The sequence below is a fragment of the Streptomyces sp. ISL-99 genome (assembly GCF_018614005.1).
GTDB lineage: Bacteria > Actinomycetota > Actinomycetes > Streptomycetales > Streptomycetaceae > Streptomyces > Streptomyces flavidovirens.
This window is the reverse complement of record NZ_JAGGPC010000056.1, coordinates 1-13415: the sequence shown is the minus strand read 5'-3', so window position 1 is coordinate 13415 and position 13415 is coordinate 1. Positions and strand designations below refer to the sequence as shown.

The 13415-nt window shown below is 67.9% G+C and carries 12 protein-coding genes and 4 pseudogenes; 10 read left to right on the top strand and 6 right to left on the bottom strand.

Translation table 11 applies throughout. The features are described from left to right. A pseudogene (locus tag J7E91_RS29375) lies at positions 1–607 on the bottom strand (IS5 family transposase); the annotation flags it as partial. Positions 608–662: 55 nt separating this feature from the next. On the opposite strand from J7E91_RS29375, the gene J7E91_RS36340 reads away from it, so the two are divergent. Continuing rightward, positions 663–1736: a hypothetical protein gene (locus J7E91_RS36340; RefSeq protein ID WP_251016438.1), complete on the top strand. Its 1074-nt coding sequence runs from the start codon at positions 663–665 to the stop codon at positions 1734–1736. A 295-nt stretch (positions 1737–2031) separates the two neighbouring features. Further along, positions 2032–2757 carry a dienelactone hydrolase family protein gene (locus tag J7E91_RS29365; RefSeq protein ID WP_214909708.1) on the top strand — a complete coding sequence of 242 codons (726 nt, stop codon included), beginning with the start codon at positions 2032–2034 and terminating at the stop codon, positions 2755–2757. 160 nt (positions 2758–2917) lie between these two features. Here J7E91_RS29365 and J7E91_RS36335 read toward each other — a convergent pair whose 3' ends face one another. From J7E91_RS36335 to J7E91_RS29350, 4 genes are all read right to left on the bottom strand, one after another. Continuing rightward, the gene (locus J7E91_RS36335; protein WP_251016437.1) at positions 2918–3235 is read right to left on the bottom strand and encodes a hypothetical protein; all 318 of its coding nucleotides are present in this window, start codon (positions 3233–3235) and stop codon (positions 2918–2920) included. Between the two features lie 90 nt (positions 3236–3325). Beyond that, the gene (locus tag J7E91_RS36330) at positions 3326–3502 is read right to left on the bottom strand and encodes a hypothetical protein (RefSeq protein WP_251016436.1); all 177 of its coding nucleotides are present in this window, start codon (positions 3500–3502) and stop codon (positions 3326–3328) included. Beyond that, positions 3499–4548, bottom strand: coding sequence for a site-specific integrase (locus J7E91_RS29355; protein ID WP_251016435.1), 1050 nt, complete (start codon positions 4546–4548; stop codon positions 3499–3501). Before J7E91_RS29355 ends, J7E91_RS36330 begins: the two co-directional genes overlap by 4 nt. An 816-nt stretch (positions 4549–5364) precedes the next feature. Next, positions 5365–6810: a tyrosine-type recombinase/integrase gene (locus J7E91_RS29350; protein ID WP_214909706.1), complete on the bottom strand. Its 1446-nt coding sequence runs from the start codon at positions 6808–6810 to the stop codon at positions 5365–5367. Positions 6811–6923: 113 nt separating this feature from the next. Here J7E91_RS29350 and J7E91_RS29345 point away from each other — a divergent pair, with 113 nt between their 5' ends. Both J7E91_RS29345 and J7E91_RS36325 read left to right on the top strand, forming a co-directional pair. Next, positions 6924–7733 (top strand): site-specific integrase, encoded by an 810-nt coding sequence (locus J7E91_RS29345; RefSeq protein WP_308377482.1) that lies wholly within the window; start codon positions 6924–6926, stop codon positions 7731–7733. A gap of 741 nt (positions 7734–8474) precedes the next feature. Next, on the top strand, positions 8475–8789 hold the full coding sequence (locus J7E91_RS36325) for a hypothetical protein (protein ID WP_251016434.1): 315 nt from the start codon (positions 8475–8477) through the stop codon (positions 8787–8789). Positions 8790–9126: 337 nt separating this feature from the next. On the opposite strand, the gene J7E91_RS36320 is transcribed toward J7E91_RS36325, so the two are convergent. Further along, entirely contained in the window at positions 9127–9285 is a 159-nt protein-coding gene (locus J7E91_RS36320) for a hypothetical protein (RefSeq protein ID WP_251016433.1), read from the bottom strand. On the opposite strand from J7E91_RS36320, the pseudogene J7E91_RS36315 reads away from it, so the two are divergent. The 6 genes and pseudogenes from J7E91_RS36315 to J7E91_RS29320 all read left to right on the top strand — a co-directional run. Next, positions 9236–9664 (top strand): annotated as a pseudogene (locus J7E91_RS36315) (site-specific integrase); the annotation flags it as partial. The gene J7E91_RS36320 and the pseudogene J7E91_RS36315 sit on opposite strands and share 50 nt — an antisense overlap. 263 nt (positions 9665–9927) lie before the next feature. Further along, complete coding sequence (locus J7E91_RS36310) at positions 9928–10194, top strand: hypothetical protein (RefSeq protein ID WP_251016432.1); 267 nt, start codon at positions 9928–9930, stop codon at positions 10192–10194. 172 nt (positions 10195–10366) lie between these two features. Continuing rightward, a pseudogene (locus J7E91_RS36305) lies at positions 10367–10504 on the top strand (hypothetical protein); the annotation flags it as partial. 79 nt (positions 10505–10583) lie between these two features. Continuing rightward, positions 10584–10967, top strand: coding sequence for a Tn3 family transposase (locus J7E91_RS29335; RefSeq protein ID WP_214909705.1), 384 nt, complete (start codon positions 10584–10586; stop codon positions 10965–10967). After that, positions 10964–11454: pseudogene (locus J7E91_RS36300) on the top strand (Tn3 family transposase). The gene J7E91_RS29335 and the pseudogene J7E91_RS36300 overlap by 4 nt, the downstream one beginning before the upstream one ends. A 922-nt stretch (positions 11455–12376) precedes the next feature. Further along, a partial coding sequence (locus J7E91_RS29320) for an ATP-binding protein (protein ID WP_308377478.1) occupies positions 12377–13415 on the top strand: 1039 nt, incomplete at its 3' end.

Genomic DNA, 13415 nt, shown 5'->3' with positions numbered 1-13415 from the left:
GCGTTTGCCTCGTAACCATTTCGCAGGTGAGGGATGTCGTATGCCTTGTCTGCGTGGAGGCGTTGGGGCTTGGAGTCGGCTGCGTGGGATTCGTGTCCCATGTGGAAGTGGGACAGCATCGGCTTCAGCGCCTGGCTGTCGTGGGTGTTGGCTGCGGAGGGTCCGACGCGTAGGGGCAGTCCGTACGCGTCGGACAGGACATGCATCTTGGAACCGGGCTTACCCCGCTCCACGGGGCTCGCACCTGCAAGTTCGCCCCCCTTTTAGCCCGCACATGAGCAGAGTCGAGAACCGCGCGGGACAGGTCGACCAAGTTCCGCTCGTCCAGGAGCTGGAGAACCTTCTGGTGCAGCCTGCCCCAGACTCCCGCCCGCGACCAGATGACAAACCGGCGGTGCACGGTCGACTTCGACGCTCCGAAGCACGGAGGCAAGGCCCGCCAGGCACAGCCGCTGACCAGCACGTAGATGATCGCGGCGAAGACCGCCTCGTCATCGATGTTCACAACCCCGCCACCCTGCGGACGCACTCGCGCAGCCGGCAACAACGGTTCCGCAAGCTCCCACAAACCGTCCGGAACAATCCATCCCCACCGCCCACTCCCCATGCCAGGTCCAACGACCAACTCGCCATGTAGGACACGGTCTAAGAAGGTCCGGGGCATGGAGGGCATGCTGCTGCGCGTCGCGGAGGCCGCCGCGGCGAACGAGGCCCGCTACAAGGCCCGGGTCTGCACGGTGCTGCGGTCGTCGTATTCGGCGCACTGGCGCCGAATACTCTCGCCGCTGTTGGGCGCGCTGGAGCTGAAGTGCAACAACACCTCCTACCAGCTGGTGATGGACGCGATCGACCTGCTCCAGCGCTACCTGGACCAGCCGCTGAAGGAGGGCGCGTTCTTTGACCTGGCGGAGCGCGTGCCACTGGCGGGGCGGCGGTGGTGGACGACAAGGGGCGTGTCGAGCGCGTCCCGTACGAGCTGTGCGTGCTGGTGGCGCTTCGGGACGCGGTGCGGCGCCGGGAGATCTGGGTGGTGGGGGCGAACCGGTGGCGTAACCCGGGAGACGACTTGCCGGCGGACTTCGAGGACAACCGGGACGTGTACTACGCCGCGCTGGGCCAGCCACAGGACGCCGGCGAGTTCATCGCCGCTCTCCACGGCAACCTCCGGACATCGCTGGACCGCTTCGAGCAGGCGGCTGGAGGAGGGCACGACGGGCGGGGTGACGATCGTCAGGAAGCACGGCGAGCCGTGGATCAGGGTGTCCCCGCGAGGCAAGCAGGAGGCGCCCGAGTCCCCGGTGGCGGTCAAGGGCGAGATCGAGCGGCGCTGGGGCCCATTGACTGAACTAACTCTTGATCTGAACGATCCCGGGCGGGATCTGACACGTTTCCTGCTGCCCGAAGCAGGTCGATTAGTCGAGACCGACGAACCGCAGGAGCCCTACCGGCTACTCGATCCGGCTGGTCTGCCGGTCGTGCCGGTAGCGGCGTTCTTCGCTGAGTTGCAGGCGGCCAGCAGGTCGGTGACCGCGGTGCGGTCGTACGGCATGGATCTACTCAGGTGGTACAGGTTCCTGTGGGCGGTCGACGTCGCCTGGAATCGGGCGGCGACCCGCAGTGACGCCCGGGACTTCTCCCGCTGGCTGCAACTCACAGACAAGCCGGTCCGCGTCCGCTGGCGGCACCAGCGCCAGGGCGTGACCGTCCCCAGGCCGAGGCGGAGCGAAGCGGACTGAGCCGGGGGCGCCGAACCCGGTGACGGGCAAGCCGACGCCTGGCAAGAAGTACGCACCGACCACCCGCGCGCACAGCGAAACTGTTATCTAGTGCTGTCAAGTCTTGATGCAGCTCAGGCCCCTGTTGCTTGTTAAGGGAAGTTAGGCATGTTGCTGAGCGTCGGTGCCCCCGCGGGGGACGGGGTTTGTGACGCATCTTGTGAGCCATCGCCGCATTTCAGAGGCACACCCGCGCTGTTCTGCCAGCGGTGAACACCGGCCCGACCGGGCTCGACGATCACTACAGTCCAGTGTCATGACGACGGTTACAACGCGCACGGTCGAGTACCCGGCCGACGGTCTGACGATGATCGGGCACCTCGCGCTCCCGGCCGGTGTCGACCGCCGTCCCGCGGTGCTGCTCGGACCAGAGGGCATGGGGCTCAGCGACGTCGAGCGCCGCCGGGCCGATGCGCTCGCCGAGCTGGGATACGTAGCGCTGGCCTTCGACCTTCACGGCGGGCGCTATTTGGGTGACCCCGAGGAGATGCTGGCCCGTTGCATGCCGCTGCTCGCCGACCCCGACCGGATGCGGGGCATCGGCCATGCGGCGCTCGACGTGTTGCGCGCCGAACCGCGGACCGACCCCGACCGGATCGCCGCCGTCGGCTACGGCACCGGGGGCGCCGTCGGGCTGGAACTCGGGCGCGATGGCGTCAACCTGCGCGCGATCGGGACAGTCAACGCGACTACCACGGGCCGACCGGGCGAGGCGGCGCGCATTCGCTGCCCGGTGTGGGCCGGGGTCGGGTCGGAAGACCCGATCATGCCGCCCGCGCAACGGGACGCGTTCACCGCCGAGATGCAGGCCGCGGGCGTCGACTGGCGCCTCGCGGTCTACGGCGGCGCCTTGCACGCCTTCCACCACCCGCCGGTCGACCACCCCGTGGTCCCCGGCGTCGGCTACCACCCACAGCACGCGCAGCGCGCCTGGCACGACGTCATCGACCTGCTCGCCGAGTGCCTGCCCGTGACGGAGTGATCTGGTCGGCAACCGTGATTCCGGGCCGTGAGCCAGGCCGGTCGACCGCCACCGGCTCCGGTTTGTGGGACATCACCGCAGCTCAGAGAAATTGTGACGAGGTGCTCTGCGAGGGTGTTCCCACTCGGCGGCGGGAACCGGCTCCGCCCGATGACAGGGCTCATCCGGCTTCGGGGGCATCCGGGTTGGTGTTCTCCCTGCGCATCATCCTGCGCAGGCTCGCGCGAGCCGCGTCCCGGTCCTCCTCCGCCTCGGCAAGCTTCTCCTCCCACTCGGCCTTGCCCCGCGTCAGCGCGTCTCTCTCGGCGGTCAGCTCGGCGTTCTGGCGGCTGAGCTCGTCGATGCGTGCCATCAGCTCGCCCGTGCCGACCTGGTCGAGTTGCTGCCCCAGCTGTCGTCGCACGGCGTCCTTGAGCTTGTCCCGCTCCTCCCGCAGTGCGGTGATCTCCTGGCGAGCCAGCGCCAGATCGGTCTTCAAGCCCGCCGAGCTGACGGAAGCCCCTGTGCTGGCCTTCGGCGGGTGCATGGCCTGCCGAGCGCGGGCGGCGTCGATGTGCTCACGGACGCCCTAAGCGTAGACCAGCCAGTTGGACACCCCGGCGGTCTTGGCGACGGCCGGGAAGGTGACGGGCTCGCCGCGGGCGACCATGTCGTGCAGTACCGCCAGGACTTTGGTCCGCTTGGTCTGGCTGTCGCGGAGACGGGCTGCCTTGAGGACCTCGGCGGGGACACGCTTGCCGCTCACTGGTCACCGCCCGGCTGCTGGAGGACGGTCAGCGGGAGCAGGGTGCGGCCGTTCGAGGCGCGGGTCTTGCGCAGGATCTTGCTCGCCTCTTCAACTTCGGTCCGCTCCTCAGCGGTCAGATCCTCGATCTTCCTCTTCATGTTGTCGGCGACGCGCCTGTAGGCGTCGATCTCCTCGTTCATGTTCCGGATCACCCACTCCGCGGCGTCCAGTGCCTGCGCGGTCTCGCGTTCAGCCTTCATGGTGCGAATGTGGTCCTCGATGACGGGCAGGTAGGACGGGTCGGGCCGGTAGAAGTCGCAGCCCGCGCAACGGAAGCGGAGCGGGCATGCCTTCCCGCCGGCCTTGACGTTGCTGGGCTCGACGCAGCCGCCGAACGGCGCCGCCACGGAACTGCGCTCGTAGGCGGCGTTGGAGGGCATCGGCGCCGGGCGTCCGCCACGGTCCAGGGTGTGCTTGCGCACCACCTCGACCGCTGCCCGCTTCCGCTTGAGCGAGACCTTGTAATACCCAATCGTCGTTTTTGGGTCCTTGTGATCCATAAAATCCTTGAGGATGTCCAGGGCGATACCGGCGTCCGCACAGCGCTGGGCGAACGCGTGCCGGAAGGCGTAAGGGAAGATCAGGGACCGGTCGAACGGCAGCGGCTGGCCGTCTTCGCCGGGGATCTCGGAGTCCAGTTGCGGCAGGGCGTCCACCCGAACCCGAAGCATGCGGGAGGGGAAGTCCGCTCCAAGATGCCCCGTCTCCTTGCGCTCCGTGGCAGCGGGAAACAGGTAGCCGTCACCGTGCTCGAAGTCGGCCAGTGCCGCCCGGCGGCGTTCCCACCGCTGGATGATCTCCGCGGATTCGATGTCGATGGGCAGGCGTCGCCGCAGTCGCTTGCCCTTGTTGTTGTCCCAGATCAGGTTGTAGTGGCCGTCGACCCGCTCCAGGCATCCCACCTTCAAGGTGACGACCTCGTTGGGGCGCCGGCCCGGTGTCCCGCATGACCGCGTAGAGGGTGCGGCACATCTCCTTGACCTCTTCAGAAGGCATCGAACCATGGGAGAGGCTATCGCCCAACGTGTTTTGCAAGCCGTCGAGTTGGGCGATGACCGACTCGGGTACGGCTTTGCCGATCTCGTCCTCGTTCGGCTCGGGCAACGCGATCCGGTGCGCGGGATGGCGGCCGAAGAGGCCCGGAAGGGTGTCCAGCATCCCGGCGAACCTGCCGAACTCCAGGATCTGCCAGAAGTTCGACAGTGCGGTGTGCCGGTGTTTCTCGCTGTAAGGACGGCCGTCCTTCCTGAGCAGGGTACGGAAGGCGGCGACGACGGCCGTCATGTCCGCGAATCCCAGGACTCCGGGGTCCATGCCGCCGCCCGGCCGCAGCGCCAGGGCCCGGGAGGCGACGAGGCAGGCGGCCATTCTCGTGGACAGCTTGCCGCCGGTGGGATTGCTGCTGCGGGCCCACTGCATCACGACCGCTTGCAGCCACGGCTGCCGGATCTCGGTGAAGTCCGCCGTCCCTGCGTGGCGGCGCGGCCGGACACCGGTAGCCGAGCCGATCCCGAGAGCCGGCAGGTCCCACACAACCCGCTGCGTGGCGTCGATGCCGTTGAAGTCATCGAAAGCCACCCGCAGATGACGAAGCATCTCCTGGGCATGGGCGCTGACACTGGTGGTTCGGCCGAAAGACTGCCGGGCGACGCTCTCCGGCGGGGCCAGGACAAGGCTGGGCAGGTCGACGAGCTGCGACACGATCGACCGGGTGGCCCGAGGATCCAGCTTCCTGTCGACTGTGTCCCGCTGCTGCAGAGCGAACAGCACTTCGAGCCGCGTCACCGGGGCCAACGGGGCCAGGGAGATCTGGTTGCCGCTCAGGTAGGGAGCCTGACGACTCGCCCAGCTCTCGACCGAGCCCCGCGCTTCCTCACCCCTGGCCTGCCAACGGTAGTAGTGCGTCGGGCACAGACGTGCACGGACCGCGGACTCCGGCGAACACCCGAGCACCAAGCACGGTGGCAGCGGCTCGTAGCCGGGCATCGTGGCCGCCCATGCGGCCAGGTTCTCCTCGGAGTCCTCCAGCCCCCGCCGCTTGAACACCGCGACCCACAAGCTGTAGTGGGCTCTGCACAGGCCGCGCACCGAGACGCGTCGCCGGCATCGGCCGTCCTGCGGGCCGGCCGCGCATCGGGCAGGTGCCTTGTAAGCCTGGAGCCTCGTAGTAGGGATGTAGGTGGCGTCACTCCTCCGCGCTCAGCACTCCGCGTTCGAGGGCCTTCTCGCAACTCCTGCACCTCATGCTGGCTGTGACATTCACCCGCAGACACTGGGGGGTGCGGCACCTGTAGGTGCGGGCGGGCGGCGAAGCCGGCTTTGACGGCCAGCCGGTCGAACAGGTCCTTGACGTTGGGGTACTTCATCGGCTGCCCCAGCGGGGCCCGGAAGAGGTTGACGAACACCATTTCGCTCTCGGCGGCCTGCGGGACCTGGTCCCGCTCGTAGACGTACGCGGCATAAAGGCCCGCCACATCCGAATCGACCGGGATCCACCGCGGGCTGCGGGCCTTCGCCAGCGCTCCGTTGCTGTTCATCCGCCGCCACACGTGCACGTGCCCGCCGGACACCTGGCAGCCCAGCCCTGATGAGTCCGGCAGCAGGTGCATGTCCTGGCGGTGCAGTCCCAGGGCCTCCCCGATCCGCATCCCCGTCGCCCCCAGCAGATAGACCAGGAACCGGTCCCGTGCCCGGACGGTCAGCGCGAGCAACTGCGCGAACTGCTCATCGCTCAACCACTCGTAGCCCGGCAACGCCACCCGGAACTTGATGGTCTTGGCCTCTACCGAGCGGAACTGCCCGTCCTCGCCAGGGCTGTAGCCGGGCGGCAGAAACGACAAGTACTTGGTCTCGGACAGCATCGACGCCGTCGCCGTCGCCACCCAGCCAAACGGGACGCAGAACCTCAGGAACTCGCCCACCGTCGTCAGGATCTGGTTCGCCGTGGCCTTGTCCCGGTAGCGCGGCGTCGCACTGGACCGCGGACCCCGGGGCGGCAGCGGCTCCTTCACCAGCCTGTGCAGGAACCGCGTCAGCGCGACGAACCCTGGCGCAGTCCAGTCCAATCCGTTCGCGGCGCAGTACGAGAGGTACAGAGCGACCCTGCCCGCGTACACCCGCTCCGTGTTCGGCGAGCAGTCCCGTGCCCGCAGCGACGCCAAGTACGCCGACGCCTCCTGATGGAGCTCGTAGGAGTCGGAGACGACCACCCATGCCACTGACTCGTCGCCGGGGGACACGGCATGTTCGGCCTTGAATGCCCGCATGCCGATGAACGTAACAGATGTGACAGTCACCTATCAGATACCTTTCAGTGACCTAGAGTTGGGCACGCGCTTCGCACGTGCCTCACGCCCTACAACACCTATAGATAAAAACTGTGCTGCGGTCCTTCTACGAATGTCACCTCGAAGAGGGCACCGGGCCGATCATCAACCCGTTCCCGCTCGACCGCTTCCGGCGAGGCCGGGCCAACGCCCACCACAACCCGATGGAACCGTTCCGACACGAGCGGCAGGGCCGCTACCGGCCGCGAGTTCCCAAGCAGCTCCCGCGACGCATCCCGGACGAGATGTTCAATGCGCTGTTCGCCGCGTTGAAGTACAACCGCGACCGAGCCTTGCTCGCGGCCTGGGTGTCCACCGGCGCCCGGGCTGACGAGCTTCTCACCAGCCGCCAGTTGGACGCCGACCCGGGCCAGCAGCTGATCTCCCGCGTCCGCAAGGGGACGCGGGAGAGCCAGCCGCTGCCGGCGTCGCCGGACACATTCGTGTGGCTGCGGCTCTATCAGGAGGACGCCCGACGGCAGGGCGCCCTGCGGGGACGCCAGCTGCCACTGTGGTGGACGCTTCGTCGGCCGTGGCGGCCACTGAACTACCATGCGGCCAGAGCGATGTTCGACCGGGCGAACGACCTGCTGGGGTCGAACTGGACCCTGCACGACCTGCGGCACACGGCCGTCTACCGCATGGCGCGCGACCCGCAGATGCCGCTGACGGACGTGAAGTGGGTCCTCGGCCATGCCCATCTGTCCACCACGGAAATTTACCTCGCCGCCAGCCAGGACGAGGTGATCGAGAGCGTGCTGGCCCACCACGCCCGCCGAGCCCGTCAGCCGGTCCTGCCGCCGGCTCCGGCTCCCGGCTACGACTCGGCGAGCCTGGACGTGCTGTTCGGGCGGCGGCCATGACCACGACGATGCCCACGGCCGAGCGCTCGGGACAGCGGTCCTCAGCTCCGTTGCACGGTTCCGCCCAGAGGTCCCTTCGGTCCGCATTTCCCGCGAGATCGGTCCCTGACACCTGGCCGGCAACCGCCGAGGACAAGGGCCCAGGTCAAAGAGCACCTGTGGCGGGGTTCTCGGCAAACGTGAACAGGCACACGCGCTACATCCGGGGCCGCGGGGCCCAGACGATCCTGCGCTGGCTGGAGGAGTTTCCGGGTGACACCTGGCAGCAGCGGTGACGGAACTCCGGCTCCGATGATCAGCGGCGGGCCCGGCTCGACCACCTGATGGGGGCAATCAGCGACGGCCGCTACGGACGGGTCGATCGGCCCGAACTTTCCTCTGGTGCCCTCGCGTTGGTCTGCGCTGATGTGATCCGTCCCAGCCTGGAGTGGCTGATGACGCGCCAGTCCCTGAACCTGCGGCAGCTGGTCGCTGAGCGTCGTGACCCGGAGGGCTTCGCCGCGCTCGCCGCCCTCTCGGCGCCGGAACTGTGGTCGACGAACCTCGGGTTCAACGCCCGCTACCAGATCGCGATGCTGGTGGTGGCCAAGGGCGGCGGGGTCCGCAACATCACCGTTCGGCGACTGCCTGGAACTGCGGGAGACCGAGGCACGCGTCTACGTTCACGCCGGCTCCGGGCGGTCGCTGTTCTACAACTGGCTGAGGGAACTCGGGAACTTCCCCTCCGAGGCGCCCACCACCGTGCGCGACGTCAGCAGGCACTCCGGTCAGGTCAGCGTCGCCGAACTTGTGGACCGCTACCAGCTGCGGTGCCGCCCCGTCCGCGACCTGATCGTGGACTACTTGGCCGAGCGTCAACCTTCGCTCGACTACAACTCTCTCGAAGACCTTTCCCGCACGCTCGCCCGGCACTTCTGGGCGGACCTGGAGCGTCACCACCCCGGCATCGGTTCTCTCCGCCTGGCCCCCGAGGTCGCTGCGGCCTGGAAGGAACGTTGCCCGACGGCACTTCCGTCGAGGTCACGAGCCCTCGAACGAACTCCATCAACCTGCTGACGGCATTGCGGGCCTTGTACCTGGACCTGGCTCAGTGGGCTCTGGAAGAGCCGGGCCGTTGGGGCCCGTGGGTTGCCCCGTGTCCGGTGAAGGAAGTCGAGATCTCCCAGCGGAAGCACGTCACCCGGCGCAAAGCTCGCATGGATCAGCGGGCCCGGGAGCGGATTCCAGGCCTTCCCACCCTGGTCAAGACCGCGGCCGACGAGCTCAAGAAGGCCCAGGCCCGGCTCGCCGCCGTCCGCACGGCGGCACCGGGAACCTCGTTCACCGTGCTGGGCGAGATCTACACCAAGGCGAAGGGCAACCGCTACACCGACCACACGGCATCAGCCACCGCCTACGACGCGAACGGCCGGCGGCACTGCCTGGGCCCGGCCGAGCAGCGCGCCTTCTGGGCCTGGGCGACCGTGGAATTCCTCCGCCACACCGGAGTCCGCATCGAGGAGATGCTGGAGGCGAGCCACCACAGCATCACCCAGTACAGACTGCCGACCACCGGCGAGGTCGTCCCGCTCCTGCAAATCGCCCCCTCCAAGACCGACGAGGAACCCCTTCTCCTGGTGAGCCCGGAGCTCGCCGATGTGCTCAGCGCGATGGTCTGCCGAGTTCACGACGCCTCCGGCGCGATTCCCCCGGTCCGTGCTTACGACCCCAACGAGCGCGCGTGGAACCCGCCGTTGCCGCTGCTGTTCCAGTGGCGCTGGGGCGGTCAGAATCGGCCGGTGCCGGTGTCCACGATCCGCAAGGCACTGGACGAGACCCTGCCGGCCTCCGGCCTGGCCAACGTCACGGGCGAGCCGTTGCGCTACCAGCCGCACGACTTCCGCAGAATCTTCGTCACCGACGCCATCATGAGCGGCCTGCCGCCGCATATCGCGCAGGTCATCTGCGGCCACAAGACCATCTCCACCACGATGAACTACAAGGCGGTCTATCCGACCGAGGCGATCGAGGCTCACCGGGCGTTCATCGCCCGCCGCCGGGCACTGCGGCCGAGCGAGGAATACCGCACGCCCACGAGCGAAGAGTGGGATGCCTTCCTGGCCCACTTCGAGAGAAGCGCAAGCTCTCCGTCGGTACATGCGCCCGTGCCTTCGGCACGCAGTGTGTTCACGAGCATGCCTGCATCCGGTGCTCGATGCTGCGGCCCGAGCCGGAACAGCGGGCACGGCTCGCCGAGATCCGGGACAACCTCATCGCGCGGATCGCCGAGGCCGAGCGGGAGGGCTGGCTGGGTGAGGTCGACGGGCTGCATGTCAGCCTTGCCGGCGCCGAGGACAAGCTGGTTCAGCTCGACAGCGAAGCAGCACGTCGATCCAGTGCCGTCAGCCTCGGCATGCCGACGTTCGGCCAGATCACCGTCCGCACGGAGGAGGTCAAGACACCCCCTTCGGCCCCGGATTAGGCTGCCGCGCGTAGTTCAGAGAAGGCACCATCGACCTGCTGGACATCCTGAAGTACGCCGAGTTCGACACGGACTTCATCGCCAAGTTCACCTCGGTGGCCACCCGAGAGATGCTGTCGAAGGATGTGCTGCGGCGCGGCTGCTGCTGGTGCTGTTCGGGCTGGGCACGAACATGGGGATCAAGCGGGTCGCGGTGACCGGCAAGCACGGCGAGAGCGAGGCGACGCTGCGGCGGGTGCGGCACTTGTTCGTCAACCGGGCCAATATGCGCGCGGCCTTGCGGAAGCTGGTGAACGCCACTTTTGCCGTCCGGGATGAGATGTGGTGGGGCACCGGCACCGCGTGCGCCTCCGACAGCCGCAAGTTCGGCCGCCTGGTCCTCGAACCTGATGACCGAGTGGCACCAGCGCTACCGCGGGCCCGGCGTGATGATCTACTGGCACGTCGAGCGGAAGTCGGTCCGTATCTACTCCCAGCTCAAGTCCTGTTCGGCCTCCGAGGTCGCCTCGATGATCGAGGGCGTGCTGCGGCACTGCACCGACATGGAGGTGGGCCAGCAGTACACCGATACGCACGGAGCCTCCATTGTCGGGTTCGCCTTCGCGCACATGCTCGACTTCAAGCTGATGCCGAGGCTGAAGAACATCGGCTCCGCGAAGCTGTACCGGCCGGCGGCTGGGGAGGACGACAACTGGCCGAACCTGGGCCCGGTCCTCTCCACCAAGACGATCGACTGGGAGCTGATCGCCCAGAGCAGTACGACCAGATCGTGAAGTACACCACAGCCCTGCGCCTGGGCACCGCCGAGGCCGAGCAGGTCCTGCGCCGGCTAATCCGCGGCGGCCCGAAGCACCCGACGTACCGGGCGATCGAGGAGCTGGGCCGGGCCGTGCGGACAAGGTATCCCAGGAAGTCAGCATGCTCGCGCTGCACCTGCCCCAGTCGGCACTGGTGCACGTCAACGCGCTGCTGATGCAGGAGGTCCTGGCCGATCCGAAGTGGGCGGACAAGCTCACCGCCGCGGATCGCAGGGCGCTGTCCCCGCTGCTCTGGACACACGTCAATCCGTACGGCCGGTTCGAGCTGGACATGAACAGCCACCTCGACCTGGACCTGACATTCCAGGCGACGGTGCCCGGCCCGCAGACCCCGCAGGTGAGGCAGCCGCAGCCCCGGCGTGACGCTCGGGCTCCGGGCCTGGCCGGAGCCGTGGTGACGACGTTGCCCGGGACGCTGAAGCGTCCCGGGCAACGTGCGTGAGGGGTGGCGGGGCTGCCGGGAGAGCCGTGGGTCCCAGCCGTCGCCGGCGCGGACCCAGGGCGGGGGTGTAGATGGCGGGGGCGGGGCGCCCGGCCTCTTTCCACTGGTGGAGCCAGTCGCGCAGGACGGTCAGGGACGGGGAGTCGGGGGCGTCGGCGAGGATCCTGCCGTCCTGCTGGACGACAGCGGCCGTCGTGGTGGTGGAGTGCGCCCACGGGTCCGGGCTGAGCCCGGCATGGTGAGGCGGTGGTCGCCCGAGGGTGGGAGGCGAAGGTGAGGTCTGAGTAGTAATGGCCCAGGAAACCGGCGTCAGCAGTGCTGACAGGCAGGCCATGGTCTGGGCCGTTCAGCAGCCTCGTTGGGGTATGAGAGGTACGCGCCAAAGGTGGCTGAGAAAGCTCGATCATCGCCCGCGCCGCCGGTGTCGATCACACCTTCCTTTACCGCCACCGCGACGTGCTCGGTGTCCTTCACGCCCCGGCCCACGAATCGGCGGGAAAGCGCTGTGGGCGCCTCCAGGCAGGACGGCGGGTAGATGACCTTGAGGTGGATGTCTCATGTCTCCGTAGGTGGCTTCGAGGGGCCCTACGGAGCAATTCCGGGCTGTGCCCGGGTCCCATTTTTCAGCGGACCGCGACACCAGACGGGAAAATCCCTACACGGCGACCTGAGCCACTTCAATGCCCCACGCGTAGGGGGGATCGCCCGTGTCTCTAATTGGTCGCCACGGAGTCACGTAGAGGACTTGCGTGCCTATATGTAGCGCTCGTGTCGGGTATGCTAAACCTGATTCTCGGTTCTATGGTGAACCTTGCGGAACAGGGCCTGGCCGGTCGGCGGGGCCCTGCACCGACCCCGTCATGCCGCTCCCGCCCCACTGGGTGGGAGCGCGGTTTGTCGTGCCAGAAAAGAGAGCGCCCCTGTGACCGATCCCGGCATTCCCTCCGATCTTCCGGCCGACGTCGCCTCATCTGCGCCCACCACGGGCAATGTGGGGGACGCGTCCTACACCGCTGGTGACATCCAGGTCCTGGAGGGCTTGGAAGCTGTCCGCAAGCGGCCCGGCATGTACATCGGTTCGACCGGCGAGCGGGGCCTGCACCACCTGGTCTACGAGATCGTCGACAACTCCGTCGACGAGGCACTGGCCGGGCACGCAGACCGCATCGACGTGACGATCCTCGCCGACGGCGGCATCCAAGTTGTCGACAACGGCCGAGGTATCCCGGTCGACATCGTCCCCTCTCAGGGCAAGCCGGCGCTGGAGGTCGTGCTGACGGTGCTTCACGCGGGCGGCAAGTTCGGCGGTGGCGGCTACGCCGTCTCCGGCGGTCTGCACGGCGTGGGCATGTCGGTGGTCAACGCGCTGTCGACGCGGGTGGAGGCGGAGGTGCGCTACGGGGGGCACCGCTGGAGCCAGGACTACGAGAAGGGTGTGCCGATCACCGCGCTCAAGCAGCACGAGGAGGTCACCGAGACGGGTACCTCGTTGGCGTTCTGGGCCGACGGCGACATCTTCGAGACCACCGAGTACTCCTTCGAGACGCTCTCGCGCCGCTTCCAGGAGATGGCCTTCCTCAACAAGGGCCTCACCCTGTCACTGACGGACGAGCGCGAGTCCGCGAAGGCCACCGCTGGCGCGGACGACCCGAACGCCGACGCGGTGGAACCGGCCGCGCGGACGGTGAAGTACCACTACGAGGGCGGCATCGTCGACTTCGTGAAGTACCTGAACGCGCGCAAGGGCGAACCCGTCCACCCGTCGATCATCTCGCTGGAGGCGGAGGACACCGCGCGCCTGCTGTCGGTAGAAGTCGCGATGCAGTGGAACACCCAGTTCTCCGACAGCGTGTACTCCTTCGCGAACACGATCCACACGCACGAGGGCGGTACGCACGAAGAGGGCTTCCGCGCGGCGATGACGAGTCTGGTGAACCGCTACGCGCGCGAGAAGAAGTTCC

Coding starts and splice junctions, on each gene's coding strand:
- J7E91_RS36340 (WP_251016438.1), top strand. CDS start 663: ATGGAGGGCATGCTGCTGCGCGTCGCGGAGGCCGCCGCGGCGAACGAG.
- J7E91_RS29365 (WP_214909708.1), top strand. CDS start 2,032: ATGACGACGGTTACAACGCGCACGGTCGAGTACCCGGCCGACGGTCTG.
- J7E91_RS29355 (WP_251016435.1), bottom strand. CDS start 4,548: ATGGTTCGATGCCTTCTGAAGAGGTCAAGGAGATGTGCCGCACCCTCT.
- J7E91_RS29350 (WP_214909706.1), bottom strand. CDS start 6,810: ATGCGGGCATTCAAGGCCGAACATGCCGTGTCCCCCGGCGACGAGTCA.
- J7E91_RS36310 (WP_251016432.1), top strand. CDS start 9,928: ATGCTGCGGCCCGAGCCGGAACAGCGGGCACGGCTCGCCGAGATCCGG.
- J7E91_RS29335 (WP_214909705.1), top strand. CDS start 10,584: ATGACCGAGTGGCACCAGCGCTACCGCGGGCCCGGCGTGATGATCTAC.